Source organism: Pseudoalteromonas luteoviolacea DSM 6061 (genome assembly GCF_001625655.1).
Classification (GTDB): Bacteria; Pseudomonadota; Gammaproteobacteria; order Enterobacterales; family Alteromonadaceae; genus Pseudoalteromonas; species Pseudoalteromonas luteoviolacea.
Genome location: NZ_AUYB01000125.1, coordinates 26,987 through 42,259, shown reverse-complemented (window position 1 = coordinate 42,259; position 15,273 = coordinate 26,987). Strand labels below are relative to the sequence as shown.

The window sequence follows — 15,273 nt, the reverse complement described above, 5'->3', positions numbered from 1 at the left end:
AACTACTTAATCTCGGTATATTTTACATAGGTCTTGGTAATGATCTATACGTCTATCTCGTAAATATGGCCAAATACGACGTACAGACTCACTGCGGTTTTGGTCTATTTCAACAACCAAAATCTCTTCTTGTTCTTCTGAACCATGTGCCAGCAATTCGCCTTGTGGGCCAGCTACGAAAGAGTTACCCCAAAATTGGATGCCTTCGCTTTGATTGCTTGGGTCTGATTCGTGGCCAACGCGATTGACGCTAATGACCGGAACGCCATTAGATACGGCATGAGCTCGTTGTGCGATCATCCATGCATCTCTTTGACGAATTTGTTCATCTTTATCATCTCTGGGATCCCATCCAATTGCAGTCGGATAAATGAGTAATTCTGCGCCAGCCATTGCCATAAGTCTTGCACCTTCAGGGAACCATTGGTCCCAGCATACCAGCACACCAAGTTTGCCTACCGAAGTTTGAATCGGTTCAAACCCGAGATCTCCAGGAGTAAAGTAAAACTTCTCATAAAACCCTGGATCGTCTGGGATATGCATTTTTCTATATTTTCCGGCAATAGAGCCATCAGATTCTATAACAACAGCTGTGTTGTGATAGAGGCCCGTTGCACGCTTTTCGAACAAAGATGCGACGATCACAATATTGAGTTCTTTAGCAAGTTCACCTAATTCATTGGTACTTGGCCCAGGTATTACCTCGGCCAAATCGAATAAGTCGGTATTTTCTGTTTGGCAAAAATATAAGCTGCGGTGTAGTTCTTGCAAAACAACAAGTTTAGCCCCTTGTGTCGCGGCTTGTCTGATACCAGATAGCGACTTTTCAAAGTTATCTTCAAGGTTGTCGCTGTTGCTATGTTGTACTAGCGCGACCTTCAAATTATTGTTGCTCATTTGGACTCCTACTTTAAAAAGCCTTGAGGTAATTGCATAGTGATGCAGTGTAAGCTGCCAAATTGATGAATAAGTGGCAGGCAATCAATGCCTATAACAGTTCTTTCTGGATGTGCTTTTTGCAATTGGGTTAAAGCAAGCGCATCTTTTTCGTCGCCATATATAGGTAACAAAACCGTGTCGTTAATGATTAGATAGTTTGCATAAGTTGCTGGTAGCCTATCTCCATCTGCATTGTATTTGGCGCTTGGCCAAGGCAATGGGATGAGTTGGAAAGCCTCTCCATTTGATGTGCAAAAAGTTTTTAGTTGAGATTCCATGGCCTGCAAAGCAGTGTAATGCTCATCTTCTTTATCGTCGCATTGTACATATACCAATGTATTATTAGGAGCAAATCTGACTAAAGTATCGATATGGCTATCTGTATCGTCACCTGCCAAATAACCATGGTCAAGCCAAAGGAAATCGCTCACACCCAATTCGTTTTTAAGTAGTTCCTCTAATTGTGATTTATTCAAATGAGGATTGCGATTTGGATTAAGTAAACATTCAGTGGTTGTAAGCAACACACCGTGTTCATTGATTTCGACACCACCGCCTTCGAGAACAAGGTCCACTTTGCGTACTCGGTTATTTGGGTTGGCCAGTTGCTCACACAGGGCAGAGTTTATTTTTGTATCTAACTCGCTGCTGTATTTATTGCCCCAGCCATTGAATATAAAATCTTTAATGCAAAGCTGACCATCAGCATTCGCAGTTGTGAGTGGCCCATGATCTCTTGCCCATGTATCGTTACACTGAGCATCTACGAACTGTATTTTTGCCATATCAACATCGGCTTTATTCAATAACTCTACAATATGAGCTTTTAAATCCGAGTTATGTGAAACGATAACGACTTGTTGAACTTGAGAAATATGCTGGCAAAGCGCGACATAAACAGGTTCTACTCGATCAAGAATTTCGACCCAGTCAGTGTCTTTATGTGGCCATGTGAGCATAACAGCGTCTTGCGCTGACCATTCTGGTAATAATGTAAAACTCATGACGATTGTAATTTTAAATTGCTAGGCGCTAAGTGTATCACTGCTTTACGCAGTGTCACTATTTTGTATCAGATTCGCTGTCTGATTGGCGTTTTTTTAATTGCCTAGTTTGCGCATGGAGGCTTGCACGTACTAAAAGTTCTTGATCAGAGTCTCTTATTTGGGTGAAGGCGAGGGTATATTGAAATTGCTCTTCTTCTTTTTGGTTTATCTCTATGATCTGACTGTAGCAAAATATGGCACTTGCCTCGTGTTGGAGAAAGATTTTAGTACGGAAGTTTTGGCCAATTGTAAATCGTTCGTCTGAAGTGACTTTGATACCGCCACCACCATAGCTATCACAATAAGATGTGTCATCTTCTGGCTGTTCATTTGCCAGTATGTGGCTCATGATAAGGTCTATTTTTCTCGACTGAGCCTGCAAATATGCAGCCAAGTCGCTTGCAATATCACCTAGGTTTCGCAATGGTCTCAGTGCGTTCAAATCAAGCTCATTTATTTCATTGGCTAATTTAAACAAGGGTGGGATTGCGGCTTCTAGTTGAGCTGAATTCTTAGGCACCATATTGGCTTCGACAGGAAACAAATTAATTTGGTTTGTTTCGTCAATTTGAAAATACTGTTGAAAATTGTCTTTTAATTCTGTTTGCATTTATTTGCCAATGTTATTGGGCTAGATTAGCGATTGTTTTATTCTCTCCACTCTAGCCCGTTAAATCAAGATGTTAGCGCCTTATACTTTAAATTGCTCCAACATTTCTTCTTGTTTCGCAATTTTATCTACTTGCGATTGCATTGTGTGATCGACGACTTTTGCTTCATCTACAACAGTATTGGATAGATTTCTTATCTCAGACGCGTTGTGATCAACCGCTTCAACAACAGCTCTTTGCTCTTCAAGCATACTGGCTATGTTGACATTTAACTCCACAATATGGTTGATAGAATCTCGGATCGCATGCAGTGCATCTTTCGTTTCCTGTGCTTTTACTACTGTTTTTTCAACGATGGTTTGACTTTGCTTCATAACACCAACAGCATTCTCTGCACCGGACTGTAATTGGTCTATCATAGATTTAATTTCAGTCGTTGCTTCTTGTGTTCTTTGGGCTAGCGTTCTAACCTCGTCGGCAACTACCGCAAAACCTCGTCCAGATTCGCCAGCTCTGGCTGCTTCAATTGCAGCGTTGAGTGCGAGCAAATTAGTCTGCTCGGCAATGCCATTAATTACAGAGAGAATCTGTTCAATTCCAGAGGATGAAACTTCCAGCTCATTTACTACATCAACCGCACGCTCAATTTGAGAAGAAAGCTCTGTAATTGAAGTTGTAGATTGAACTACGATGCCTTCGCCGTCTGATGCTAGGCCGTCAGTGGTTTTAATGGCTTCAGCTGCTTGTTGTGCTGTATTAGCAACCTGTTGCTCTGTGTTAGACATGTTAGCAGTCGCATCTACAAGCGAATTTAACGACTCTAATTGCCTTTGAATTGCTTGTGTTGCGTGGTTAGCACCGGCAGATGTTTGTTTTGCGTCGTCAAGCACTTCATGTCCAAGCGTTTGTATTTCTGCGATGATATTCTGAAGCCGCGAAGTAAAGAGGTTAAAGTTTTCAGCTAACGCAGAAAACTCAGGTTCATTAGATGCTTGGAGGCGCACAGTCAAATCTGCGTTGCCTCGTGCTATGTTAGACATCGCAGTATTAATCGTTTCAAGCGGTTTGAGAAGAATATTAATGACATATGAAAGTACCAAAAAGCTTGCTACCACTGCAATGATGGTGACTAAAGTCGCGTCGTAGGCAAGTGTATTCATCGCAGCGAACACTTTTTGCTTTTCGAGTGCCACACCAACAAACCAATCATAACCTTCAACCGCTTTAAACATTACTAGGTACTCAACGCCATTAATCTCTATTTCTTGAGATGATTCTCTGACAACGGTGTTTCCCAAGAAATTCTTTGCGGGTTGGCCGTTAAATGAAACATTCGGATGAGAAATCGTGTCACCGCCAGAACTGACCATAAACGCGAATCCCGCATCAAAAAGATTGAATGAATTAATCATCTGACCAAGTTTGGCTAAACTTACATCATAGAAAATGGCGCCATGGAACTGGCCATTCTTTTTAACTGGTGCTCCTATAGAAACGACAATCTCTCCACTTACCGCATCGGCATAAGGTTCTGTGACGACTAAAGTACCAGCAGCTTTTGCATCTTTATACCAAGGTCTAACTCTGGGGTCCCATGTAGAGCCCGGATCCCAGTTGGGGTCACTGGCCACATATTTTCCTGAGCTCTCTTCTCCATAGCCAATTAAGATAAACTCCGATGTCAGCTTTGACTGAGAGATCATTGGATAAGCATCTTGCAATGAATCAACTTGCTCAACTAAACCGGTAGAAAGTGCTGCAAGATTCATAGACCCTTGCATTTGTGCAGTAACAGTATTGCTGATCCCTTGGATCACCTCTTCCATACTATTGGTGACTTGTTGTTCTAAATTATCTTTAAGAAGGTAATACTGTTTTAGTGAGAGCATAAATAGAGCAAGCACTAAGACACAGGCAGAAACGGCGACTACTTTAAACTTGAACTTCACTGAACGTCTCCCATGAATGAGCTTATTATTAAAGGTAAATCATAAGCCAATAGTTGCAATAAATTCTTAGAATTTAAAGTGTTTATTTACAAATAAGATACAAAAAAGCTAAAAAGTAGTGGTTTAGTCCGATTCAAGCTCTGAATATAACTCTTCCAGCTCTTCTTCCGAGAGACCTACAAAATCTATTACCTCATCACTTACCGCGATCCATTCCTCATCGGATACAATTGTCCCAGCATTTTGAGTAATAAAGTTGCCATGACGAGCGAGTTTTAAAATTGACAATAACTCGAGGCTAATAGTGTCTAATTCACCTGATTGAAAGATGCCACTTACATCATGTTGGTAATAAATAACGTTGATCATTGGCTTTGGCAGCTTCCATTGCTGCGCAAGTAATGCGCCTATGGTTGCATGACTGGTGTTATATTTATCAAACTCAAAGGCCGCAGCTTTGGTCCACCCTTCATTTTTTGCTGTGTCGAGTACTTCCTCATAGTCTTCAAAATGCACACACAGTAATGGAATACCCACAGTATGGAAAAGACCTAGCATATAGGCGTGGTTTGCTAATGCAGGCTTTTTGAGCTTGTTACATAGCGTTGAACAGAGCTGGGCAATGTCACTTTGTTCTACCCAAAAGTTTTCTAGAGATTTAGGGGTTTCGACCGTTGCTTTGACAGCAACGGCTTTTACTAAGGGAATTAAGCGCTTTAAGCCTAAAATCATTATGGCTTGCTCTAAAGATTCAATCTCTCTTGAGCGTCGAAATGCTGCAGAGTTAACAACCTGAAGGACCGCAGCACTGATCGCGACGTCTCCTTGCAGTATCGTGGTTATTTTTCCTATATCTGGTTCAGCAGACTTAGTTTCTTGAGAAAATTGAACGAGCGCTTCAGGCCTTGGAGGGATAGAGATAGTGCGTAGAATTTGTTTTTCTTGTTGGGTTAAAGATATGGCCATAACTTCGCTCACTGCATCTTATACTAGTTTAAGAATAGTAAAAAATAGCCAAACAGGATAAGCAGATAATTCACTCTACGGCGAGCATAAAAAAGGCCAGCTATTGCTGGCCTAAATAATGTAGAGTTACATTATGCGTTTTCAATCGCTGAACGTGGGTCTACGTATTCCATGTTGAAGCCTTCAGCCACTTCTTTACATGTTACTTGACCTTTGATCACGTTTAGACCATTTAAGAAGTGCTGGTCTGAAAGTAGAGCTTCTTTGTAACCTTGGTTAGCTAACTTGATGATGTACGGCAACGTTGCATTATTTAGTGCAAACGTAGATGTGCGCGGTACTGCACCTGGCATGTTAGCTACACAGTAGTGTACAACGTCATCAACGATGTAAGTAGGTTCTGCATGTGTTGTTGCTTTTGAAGTTGCAATACAACCACCTTGGTCAATCGCAACGTCAACGATAGCAGAGCCAGGCTTCATTGATTTGATGTGTTCTTCAGTTACAAGTTTAGGCGCTGCTGCACCAGGGATTAGTACACCACCAATAACTAAGTCAGCTTCAAGAACATGCTTTTCAAGCGCGTCCACAGTAGAGTAGATAACTTTAGCTTGGCTACCAAACTGTGCGTTTAGGCTACGAAGTACGTCAATGTTACGGTCTAGAATAGTTACGTCAGCACCCATGCCTACAGCCATTTGTGCAGCGTTACGGCCAACCATGCCGCCACCGATAACAACAACTTTAGCTGGCTCAACACCAGGTACACCACCTAGTAGCATGCCGCGGCCTTCGTTTGACTTTTCTAAAGCTTGAGCACCCGCTTGAATTGACATACGACCAGCAACTTCTGACATTGGAGCAAGAAGAGGTAGGCCACCACGAGTGTCTGTAACCGTTTCATATGCGATACAAATAGCACCGCTCTTGATTAGGTCTTCAGTTTGTGGAAGGTCTGGGGCTAAGTGAAGGTATGTGAAAAGGATTTGGTCTTCACGGAGCATCGCACGCTCAACAGCTTGCGGCTCTTTTACCTTTACGATCATTTCTGCTTTAGCAAAAACATCTGCTGCAGTAGGAAGTATCTCTGCACCAGCTTGAATGTAATCTTCGTCTGTGAAACCAATGCCAATACCTGCATTTGTTTCAACGATAACCTGGTGGCCGTGGTTAATTAGTTCACGAACGCTAGCTGGAACCATACCAACACGGTATTCGTGGTTTTTAATCTCTTTAGGTACACCAATAATCATAATAAATCGCCTCAATTAAGAACGGATAACATTTTCGACTATTATAATTATGCAAAGCTAGTGTGTCCTACCTTTTTTGTGCTAATTTAAAGGTGATAAAACTTTTAAATTAAAAAATGTAGGATAAAACACTTTTCATGCATACTCAGCTTGATAGAACTGATAGAAAGATTTTAGTTGAATTACAAAAAGACGGCCGAATATCCAATGTTGAATTAGCCAAACGAATTGGCCTCAGTGCTACACCTTGTTTGGAAAGGGTAAAAAAACTAGAGCGGGAAGGGTTTATAAAAGGATATAAAGCAGTTGTTGACCCAGTGAAACTTGGTCAAGGACTTTTGGTATTTGTTGAAGTAACGATCAATAAGAACTCACCGGATGTTTTTGAGCGCTTTAATGAAGCTGTAAAACAACACGATGAAATTATAGAATGCCACCTTGTGTCAGGTAACTTTGATTTTTTACTCAAAACCCGTGTTACTGATATGTCCGAGTACAGAGGAGTATTAGGGGAAATCCTTCTTAAACTACCTAATATCAATGAAAGTCGTACCTATGTAGTTATGGAAGAGGTAAAAGGGGAGCAAGGTGAGGTTATAAAACCTTGTGCACCTTAAAGAATTTCTTGATATGGTGTACTCTATAATAGAAGTTTATAACAAAAGATAATACAGGTTGAGTTTAATGCGCTTAAATGGTGTTCAGCGCCTTCTTGAAACAGGTCTCATAGTCAGCACAGCAGCAGCAATTTTTACGCTTTGCGCCTTGATATCATTTGACCCAGCAGATCCTGCTTGGACACAAGCTGGGGAGTTTGTGAAGGTCAATAATATTACGGGAGCTGCTGGAGCGTGGGTTGCCGACATATTGCTATTGAGTTTTGGCTGGTTGGCATTTTTGGTACCTGCTGCAATGCAGTTGTTTGGGTATTTGATATTTAAGAAGCCCCACAAATTGCTGCAGTTGGATTACACCACACTCGGACTGAGATTAATTGGTGCAACCTTGTTTATTGCATCTGCAAGCGCAATTAGCAGTATAAACTTCGACGATATTTATACATTTTCATCTGGTGGGGTAGTAGGGGACATTGTTGCTGGTGCGATGATGCCTGCGTTTAACTTTACCGGAACATCTATTTTACTCCTTTGCTTTTTCTTTGCCGGAATTACGCTTTTAACGGGCGTTTCCTGGGTTGAGGCTGTGGATTATTTAGGTGAAAAAGTTGTTAATTTCATAAAATACCTGATTGCGAAATTCAAACAACGCAAACACAGCACCGAACAAGCAAAGCAACCTATCTATGAGTCTGAAATAATTGAAGTACCAGAAAACTCGGTAGCGAATGAGCCTAGTGTGGAGCGCACCGAGGAGGTTGTTGATACTGAAATTGAGCGCGCTCACAATTCTGTTGAGAGCAACCAAGTTACTGAGCTGGAAGAGGGCTTACAAAATGCCCCGAAAGAAGTGGACAATGCAAGCAAGCCACTTAAGTTAAAAGATAAGCTGTTTTCTGCGGTCGGGAAAAAGCCTGAACCACAGCTAGGAACTATTATCGAACCTAGCTTTAATGAAGATAGCCAAGAGATTGGTGCGCCAGTTTCATCTGATGTGTTTGATGAGTTAGATCACATTTTAGAGCAGGAAATAAATTTCTCAGCAATTGATGATGAGTCTTTAGATACAGTTGCTGCGCTCAATGCATTAGATGACGCAGCGGTAAAAGAAGAACCTACTACAACCGTTGTTTCTCCCGCTCGTCCAATTAACAAGGCAAAGGAAGAAAAAAGTTCACATAAGCCTGCGTATCAGCCCCCACCTTCTGCAAAAGAGCAGTTTGAAGCATTACTCGAGGCAGAGCCGCCTACGGATCCATTGCCGTCTTTAGACTTGTTAGACAGACCTGACAAAGCTAAAAATCCAATCACTAAAGAAGAATTAGAAACTGTATCTCGTTTAGTTGAAGCAAAGTTACTCGATTTCAATATTCAAGCAGCTGTAGTTGGGGTTTACCCAGGGCCAGTTGTAACGCGTTTTGAATTAGATCTTGCTCCAGGTATTAAGGTTGCCAAGATTACCGGATTAGCAAAAGATTTAGCGCGTTCTTTATCGGCGGTTAGTGTACGAGTTGTTGAGGTTATCCCTGGCAAGACATATGTGGGTCTTGAGCTGCCAAATAAAAACCGTGAGATTGTTCGCTTATCTGAAGTCATTAATGCGCCAAAGTTTGAACAAAATGCATCACCACTTACCATGGTATTGGGTAAAGATATTGCTGGTGAGCCGGTCGTCGCTGACTTAGCTAAAATGCCTCACTTGCTCGTTGCAGGTACTACTGGTTCAGGTAAGTCAGTTGGCGTTAATGTAATGATATTAAGCTTGTTGTATAAATCACCGCCTGAAGATGTACGTATGATAATGATCGACCCTAAAATGTTGGAATTATCCGTATATGAAGGAATACCTCATTTATTGTGTGAAGTGGTAACTGACATGAAAGAGGCTGCCAATGCATTGCGTTGGTGTGTAGGTGAAATGGAGCGCCGTTACAAGCTTATGTCTGCATTAGGGGTTAGAAACCTTAAAGGTTATAACCAAAAAGTGATGGCTGCTAAAGAAGCTGGTCACCCAATCTTGGACCCATTATTTAAAGACACTGATGGTATGGCTGATGGCCCAGAAGAGCTAGATAAGCTACCCAGCATTGTTGTTGTAATTGATGAATTTGCCGACATGATGATGATTGTTGGTAAAAAGGTTGAAGAGCTTATCGCACGTATTGCACAAAAAGCACGTGCAGCAGGGATTCACTTAGTTTTGGCAACTCAAAGGCCCTCTGTTGATGTTATTACTGGTTTGATAAAGGCAAACATTCCTACCAGAATGGCATTTCAGGTTTCTAGTAAAATAGATTCGAGAACCATTTTGGATCAGCAAGGTGCTGAAAACCTGCTTGGTATGGGTGATATGCTTTATTTACCGCCAGGTACAAGCGTCCCGATACGTGTACACGGCGCTTTTGTCGACGACCATGAAGTGCATGCTGTTGTAAATGATTGGAAAGCCAGAGGCAAGCCAAACTACATTGAAGACATCTTGTGTGGTGAAGCGACAGAAGAAATATTACTGCCAGGAGAGCAAGCAGAAGGCGCTGATGAAGAGTCAGATCCTCTTTATGACGAAGCAGTCGCATTTGTAATTGAAACAGGTAAAGTATCAGTCTCGAGCGTTCAGCGTAAGTTGCGAGTAGGCTACAACAGAGCTGCCCGTCTGGTTGAACAGATGGAAATGTCAGGTGTGGTAAGCGCACCAGGGCACAATGGCGCAAGAGAAGTATTAGTACCGAAAGGTGGAGCAAATTAAGATGAAGTTTAGAACAATCGCCTTAGTACTAGGTGTAACAATTGGTGCTATGTCACAAGCAATGGCGAGTGACGCCGAAGCATTAAAGTTAAAATTAAAAGCATTAAATACATTTCAAGCTGATTTCACACAGCAAGTGAAAGATGAAGAAGGAGCATTGTTGCAAGACGGTGTGGGTAATATTGCGTTGAAATATCCATCTAAGATACGTTGGCAACAAACAGAACCGGATGAAACTCTACTTGTGTCTGATGGTAAAAAAACCTTTTACTTTGATAGTTTTGCAGAACAAGTCACAGTGATGAAAACGGCAGGTTTGATTGACACAACGCCATTTGTATTATTAACCACACAAGATAAAGCACAATGGGAAAAATACCAAGTTGTAAAAATTGAAGACGGATATCGAGTATCTCCAAAGCAAAACGTAGAATCTCAAGTTGAGTTACTGGACATTATATTTAAGCAAAAAGGAGTAGAGATTAATGCTCTAAAAATAAAGGATGCATCAGGTCAAACGTCGACCTTTAAATTTCTAAATGCCAAAACAAACATACAGTTAGAAGACGCATCCTTTACCTTTAAAATCCCTCATGGAGTGGTCATAGACGACCAAACAGAAAGTGACTAATTTAGGATTTGACTTTGCACCTGATGTAAGACCTTTGGCCGCTAGAATGCGGCCAAAGTCGTTACAGGGCTATATCGGCCAAACGCACATCCTTACTGAAGGGTCTGTTCTTTATCGTGCTATTGAGCAGGGTAAATGCCATAGCTTAATCCTCTGGGGGCCTCCCGGGGTTGGCAAAACGACCCTGGCAGAAATCATAGCAAACCATGCGAATGCAGAATTAGCCAAGTTGTCGGCAGTGACAGCAGGTGTTAAAGAGATTAGAGAAGTTGTGTTAGAAGCCAAGAGCAGGCTTTCTCAGTCTGGGCGCAGAACCTTACTTTTTGTTGATGAAGTACACCGCTTTAATAAGTCACAACAAGATGCATTTTTGCCACATATTGAAGATGGCACTTTTGTATTTATTGGGGCAACCACTGAAAACCCGTCATTTGCACTCAATAACGCGATTTTATCAAGAGCACGCGTATACACTCTTAAGCCTTTATCTTTAGATGAGCTCGTTGCGGCGCTAATTAGAGCGCTTAAAGAAGACCAACAACTGAGCAAACTAAATATCACTATCTCGGACTTGGCACTTAATGCCATTGCAAAGGCAGCGGATGGGGATACACGAAAAGCGCTTAACCTACTGGAGCAAGCCGTTGATTTAGGGAAGCAAGTTGGTGAGTCAGTTGAGGTTGGTAGTGAGGTTCTTGAACAGGTTTTGCCCAGTCATTTAGCAAAGTATGACAAGGGCGGAGATATTTATTACGATCTGATCTCAGCTTTTCATAAATCGGTGAGAGGTAGTTCCCCTGATGCTGCACTTTATTGGTATTGTCGAATATTAGCTGGTGGCGGTGACCCTTTATATGTGGCTCGACGGCTTTTAGCTATCGCTACTGAAGATATTGGTAATGCGGACCCCAGAGCCATGCAGGTGGCGTTAAACGCTTGGGATATTTACCATAGAGTAGGTCCTGCTGAAGGAGAAAGGGCAATTGCACAAGCGACAATTTACCTTGCCAGCGCGGCAAAAAGCAATGCTGTTTATACTGCGTTTAAACAGGCAAAGCGCGATGCGATGTCGGACCCAGATTTACCTGTACCAGAACACTTGAGAAATGCGCCAACAAAATTGATGAAAGAAATGGGGTTTGGCGAAGCATATCGTTATGCACACGATGAAAGTGGAGCGTATGCCGCTGGTGAAAATTACTTTCCTGAAGCCATCTCTGATAGGCAATATTACTTTCCTACAGATCGTGGGCTTGAGAAACAAATTGGTGAAAAGCTAGACTATCTCAAGTCTCTTGATGGGAGTAGTGGTCAACAAAGATATGGAAAAATGCCGGATAAATCCTAGATGGAAATGATTAAAACCTATTTAATGATAGCCGTAGGTGGTGCGTTTGGTGCCTGCCTACGGTTTTTTATTAGTGATATTGTGCTAAAACTCGGTGGTAAGGGATTCCCTTTTGGGACATTGACCGTTAATATTCTTGGTTCACTGTTGATGGGCATTCTCTACGGATTAATCGAAAAGCAGATAATCGCTGTATCGCCAGCTAAGGCGCTGGTGGGAATAGGGTTTTTAGGTGCTTTGACGACATTTTCGACATTCTCAATGGATAGCTTGTTGCTGTTGCAGCAAGGACACATTTTGAAAATGGCACTGAATATTACGTTGAATGTTGTTATATGTATTTTTATGGCCTGGATAGGTCTTTGCTTAGTCATGCAAAAAGGTTAAAAGAACAAACATGTTAGATCCAAAGTTTTTAAGACAAGATATTGAAGAAGCTGCGACGCGCTTGAAAAAACGTGGCTTTGAATTAGACGTTGCTGCAATTAACGCGCTTGAAGAGCAGCGTAAAACTCTACAAACAAGAACTCAAGAATTACAGAGTGAGCGCAACAGTCGTTCCAAAGCAATTGGTCAGGCTAAAGCGAAGGGCGAAGATGTTCAACCTCTTTTGGATGCAGTTGCTGATTTAGGCGACCAATTATCTGCGGCAAAAGCAGAACAAGATAAAGTGCTTGCTGAATTACAAGATATCGCTCTAACACTACCTAATTTACCTGCTGAAGACGTACCTGCAGGTGCTGACGAAGATGACAATGTTGAAGTGTCTAAATGGGGTGAACCAAAGCAATATGATTTTGAGGTTAAAGATCATGTAGATTTGGGTGAAGCACTGGATAAAGGCTTAGATTTTGAGACTGGTGTTAAGTTAAGCGGTTCACGCTTTACTGTAATGCGTGGTGGTGTAGCAAGAATGCACCGTGCTCTTGTACAGTTGATGCTCGATACGCACACAGACAAGAACGGCTACACAGAGATGTACGTACCATACCTAGTGAATAAGGCAAGTTTGTTTGGTACAGGCCAACTTCCGAAGTTTGCTGCTGATTTGTTCCACACAGAAGTACTGGAAGAAGATCAAGACGGCTATAGCCTAATTCCAACCGCGGAAGTCCCACTGACCAACTGTGCGCGTGATGAAATCTACGATGAGAAAGAGTTACCAATCCGCATGACTGCACATACACCATGTTTCAGAAGTGAAGCCGGTAGCTATGGCCGAGATACGCGTGGACTAATCAGACAGCATCAATTCGACAAAGTTGAATTAGTACAGCTTGTAAAGCCAGAAGACTCAATGAATGCGCTTGAAGAGCTAACAGGCCATGCAGAAGCAATTCTACAAGCGCTAGAATTACCTTATCGTAAAGTTGTACTGTGTACAGGTGATATGGGCTTCGGTGCAGCAAAAACATATGATCTTGAAGTATGGCTCCCAGCTCAGAACACGTACCGTGAAATTTCTTCTTGCTCTAATATGCAGGACTTCCAGGCTCGAAGAATGCAAGCGCGTTTTCGTCGAGCAGGAGAGAAAAAGCCTGAACTACTTCATACACTGAATGGTTCTGGTCTTGCAGTGGGCCGTACTCTGGTTGCAATATTAGAAAATTATCAACAAGAAGATGGTTCTATTATCGTACCAGAAGCACTTAAGCCATACATGGGTGGCTTAGAAGTATTAAAGTAACTTTTCCAAGTTATTGATATCAGGCCGCTATCTAGCGGCCTTTTTTATGACAAAATAATGAATGTTTTTTTACGCCATAAGGAGTGTGGATATTCTTAAATTTACTAATAAGTTGCATTGAATATTTATATTTAGCTGAAATTTAGCTTACTCATTCTCTATCAAAAATTCTAATAAAGTTCTCACCGTTTAAATATTGCATGTGATCGTAATCTATGATTAATTGAGTCTTGAGGTTTGGCCATTCCTACTGAATAAGCAATGCGCGCACATTTTCTGCTGCGGGCGGGGTGCTTATTGTTACCATTATTGCAAAACTAATTTTGATTCTATCCTAGATAGTTTAACGGTGAACTGTGCAACTGAGTTTTTTCTCACAAGCTGGCATCGAAATTTAAAGAGATAATTCTTAACAAAGCAGAGTATAAAGCTCAAAGAAGTTGAAAATTACGGTTGCGTTAACTATTTATTAAATGTGGATGTCATAAGACTAAAGCAATCAAAAATTGAAGGTGAGGAATTTACCTATGAAGAGACAGAAAAGAGACCGTTTAGAGAGAGCACACTCGCAAGGATTTAAAGCAGGTTTAGCAGGGCGGTCCAAAGATTTATGTCCATATCAGCAAATTGAGCACAGATCAGAATGGTTAGGTGGCTGGCGAGAGGCCATAGACAATCGCAACATGTTTAAAACGTAAAACAACACCGTCATCAAATTTGAGTAATAAAAAAGCCCCTTAAACAAGGGGCTTAATTTTTTCAACAAAATACTTTTAGAATGCGCTTGTATCTTGGAAAAGTCCTACTTTTAGGTCTTTAGCTTCATAGATAACACGGCCATCAACTTCGACAACGCCATCTGCTAATCCCATAAATAATTTACGCTTGATCACACGCTTCATATCAACGCGGTAAGTCACTTTTTTAGCTGTTGGTAGGATTTGGCCTGTGAATTTAACTTCACCTACACCCAAAGCGCGACCTAAACCAGGGCCACCTGACCAACCTAGGAAAAAGCCAACAATTTGCCACATCGCGTCCAGTCCTAAACAACCAGGCATTACCGGGTCACCACGGAAGTGGCAGTCGAAGAACCATAGGTCAGGGTTGATGTCTAGCTCAGCAACGATTTGGCCTTTACCATATTCACCACCGTCTTCGTTGATTTCTACAATACGGTCCATCATCAACATATTGTCGATAGGTAGACGGCAATTGTATTCACCAAACATCTTTCCTTCAGCACAAAGGATTAGTTCTTCTTTTGTATAGCTATTTTTAGGTTCCATAGTATTCATTCTATATTTATTAATTGCGGGTACTCTAGCGTACACTTGTACGCTAAACAACTCTGAACAGTTAAATTTTTACTTAGAATAGTCGTCAAAAAGATTAAAGTTAATTCTCTTTACGATAAACGCGATTTTTGATTGAAAAAACTTTATAATCAGATTGTTTTGTTAGTAATTTAATGGAAGTT

General features: G+C 41.5%; 14 protein-coding genes. 7 read left to right on the top strand and 7 right to left on the bottom strand.

Going from position 1 to position 15,273, the window contains the following annotated elements; translation table 11 throughout:
- Window positions 1–6: 6 nt before the first annotated feature.
- The 6 genes from N475_RS18150 to ald all read right to left on the bottom strand — a co-directional run bounded on the left by N475_RS18150 (window position 7) and on the right by ald (window position 6,764).
- Window positions 7–897 (bottom strand): carbon-nitrogen hydrolase, encoded by an 891-nt coding sequence (locus N475_RS18150; protein ID WP_063358178.1) that lies wholly within the window; start codon window positions 895–897, stop codon window positions 7–9.
- An 8-nt stretch (window positions 898–905) separates the two neighbouring features.
- Window positions 906–1,943: an agmatine deiminase family protein gene (locus N475_RS18145; protein ID WP_063365750.1), complete on the bottom strand. Its 1,038-nt coding sequence runs from the start codon at window positions 1,941–1,943 to the stop codon at window positions 906–908.
- 58 nt (window positions 1,944–2,001) lie between these two features.
- Window positions 2,002–2,595, bottom strand: coding sequence for a PilZ domain-containing protein (locus N475_RS18140; RefSeq protein WP_063365749.1), 594 nt, complete (start codon window positions 2,593–2,595; stop codon window positions 2,002–2,004).
- Window positions 2,596–2,676: 81 nt separating this feature from the next.
- On the bottom strand, window positions 2,677–4,545 hold the full coding sequence (locus tag N475_RS18135) for a methyl-accepting chemotaxis protein (protein ID WP_063365748.1): 1,869 nt from the start codon (window positions 4,543–4,545) through the stop codon (window positions 2,677–2,679).
- A gap of 123 nt (window positions 4,546–4,668) precedes the next feature.
- A complete protein-coding gene (locus N475_RS18130) occupies window positions 4,669–5,511 on the bottom strand; it encodes an HDOD domain-containing protein (protein ID WP_063358174.1) in 843 nt (280 codons plus the stop codon).
- A gap of 131 nt (window positions 5,512–5,642) precedes the next feature.
- A complete protein-coding gene (ald, locus tag N475_RS18125) occupies window positions 5,643–6,764 on the bottom strand; it encodes an alanine dehydrogenase (RefSeq protein WP_063358173.1) in 1,122 nt (373 codons plus the stop codon).
- A gap of 137 nt (window positions 6,765–6,901) precedes the next feature.
- Here ald and lrp point away from each other — a divergent pair, with 137 nt between their 5' ends.
- From lrp to rmf, 7 genes are all read left to right on the top strand, one after another.
- Window positions 6,902–7,381 carry a leucine-responsive transcriptional regulator Lrp gene (lrp, locus tag N475_RS18120; protein ID WP_063358172.1) on the top strand — a complete coding sequence of 160 codons (480 nt, stop codon included), beginning with the start codon at window positions 6,902–6,904 and terminating at the stop codon, window positions 7,379–7,381.
- A gap of 67 nt (window positions 7,382–7,448) precedes the next feature.
- Window positions 7,449–10,127: a DNA translocase FtsK gene (locus N475_RS18115; RefSeq protein WP_063365747.1), complete on the top strand. Its 2,679-nt coding sequence runs from the start codon at window positions 7,449–7,451 to the stop codon at window positions 10,125–10,127.
- Between the two features lies 1 nt (window position 10,128).
- Window positions 10,129–10,758 carry an outer membrane lipoprotein periplasmic chaperone LolA gene (lolA, locus tag N475_RS18110; protein WP_063358170.1) on the top strand — a complete coding sequence of 210 codons (630 nt, stop codon included), beginning with the start codon at window positions 10,129–10,131 and terminating at the stop codon, window positions 10,756–10,758.
- Window positions 10,751–12,106, top strand: a complete 1,356-nt coding sequence (locus N475_RS18105) for a replication-associated recombination protein A (RefSeq protein ID WP_063358169.1) — start codon at window positions 10,751–10,753, stop codon at window positions 12,104–12,106. Before lolA ends, N475_RS18105 begins: the two co-directional genes overlap by 8 nt.
- Window positions 12,107–12,112: 6 nt before the next feature.
- The gene (gene crcB / locus N475_RS18100) at window positions 12,113–12,493 is read left to right on the top strand and encodes a fluoride efflux transporter CrcB (RefSeq protein ID WP_063358195.1); all 381 of its coding nucleotides are present in this window, start codon (window positions 12,113–12,115) and stop codon (window positions 12,491–12,493) included.
- Between the two features lie 10 nt (window positions 12,494–12,503).
- Window positions 12,504–13,793, top strand: a complete 1,290-nt coding sequence (gene serS / locus N475_RS18095; RefSeq protein WP_063358168.1) for a serine--tRNA ligase — start codon at window positions 12,504–12,506, stop codon at window positions 13,791–13,793.
- Between the two features lie 527 nt (window positions 13,794–14,320).
- Entirely contained in the window at window positions 14,321–14,491 is a 171-nt protein-coding gene (gene rmf, locus N475_RS18090; protein WP_023398857.1) for a ribosome modulation factor, read from the top strand.
- A 75-nt stretch (window positions 14,492–14,566) separates the two neighbouring features.
- Here rmf and fabA read toward each other — a convergent pair whose 3' ends face one another.
- The gene (gene fabA, locus N475_RS18085) at window positions 14,567–15,082 is read right to left on the bottom strand and encodes a bifunctional 3-hydroxydecanoyl-ACP dehydratase/trans-2-decenoyl-ACP isomerase (protein ID WP_063365746.1); all 516 of its coding nucleotides are present in this window, start codon (window positions 15,080–15,082) and stop codon (window positions 14,567–14,569) included.
- Between the last annotated feature and the right edge of the window lie 191 nt (window positions 15,083–15,273).

Excerpts from the sequence above, each read along its gene's own strand:
- N475_RS18150 (WP_063358178.1), bottom strand. The coding sequence starts at position 897 with ATGAGCAACAATAATTTGAAGGTCGCGCTAGTACAACATAGCAACAGC.
- N475_RS18145 (WP_063365750.1), bottom strand. The coding sequence starts at position 1,943 with ATGAGTTTTACATTATTACCAGAATGGTCAGCGCAAGACGCTGTTATG.
- N475_RS18140 (WP_063365749.1), bottom strand. The coding sequence starts at position 2,595 with ATGCAAACAGAATTAAAAGACAATTTTCAACAGTATTTTCAAATTGAC.
- N475_RS18130 (WP_063358174.1), bottom strand. The coding sequence starts at position 5,511 with ATGGCCATATCTTTAACCCAACAAGAAAAACAAATTCTACGCACTATC.
- ald (WP_063358173.1), bottom strand. The coding sequence starts at position 6,764 with ATGATTATTGGTGTACCTAAAGAGATTAAAAACCACGAATACCGTGTT.
- lrp (WP_063358172.1), top strand. The coding sequence starts at position 6,902 with ATGCATACTCAGCTTGATAGAACTGATAGAAAGATTTTAGTTGAATTA.
- N475_RS18115 (WP_063365747.1), top strand. The coding sequence starts at position 7,449 with ATGCGCTTAAATGGTGTTCAGCGCCTTCTTGAAACAGGTCTCATAGTC.
- lolA (WP_063358170.1), top strand. The coding sequence starts at position 10,129 with ATGAAGTTTAGAACAATCGCCTTAGTACTAGGTGTAACAATTGGTGCT.
- crcB (WP_063358195.1), top strand. The coding sequence starts at position 12,113 with ATGATTAAAACCTATTTAATGATAGCCGTAGGTGGTGCGTTTGGTGCC.
- serS (WP_063358168.1), top strand. The coding sequence starts at position 12,504 with ATGTTAGATCCAAAGTTTTTAAGACAAGATATTGAAGAAGCTGCGACG.
- rmf (WP_023398857.1), top strand. The coding sequence starts at position 14,321 with ATGAAGAGACAGAAAAGAGACCGTTTAGAGAGAGCACACTCGCAAGGA.
- fabA (WP_063365746.1), bottom strand. The coding sequence starts at position 15,082 with ATGGAACCTAAAAATAGCTATACAAAAGAAGAACTAATCCTTTGTGCT.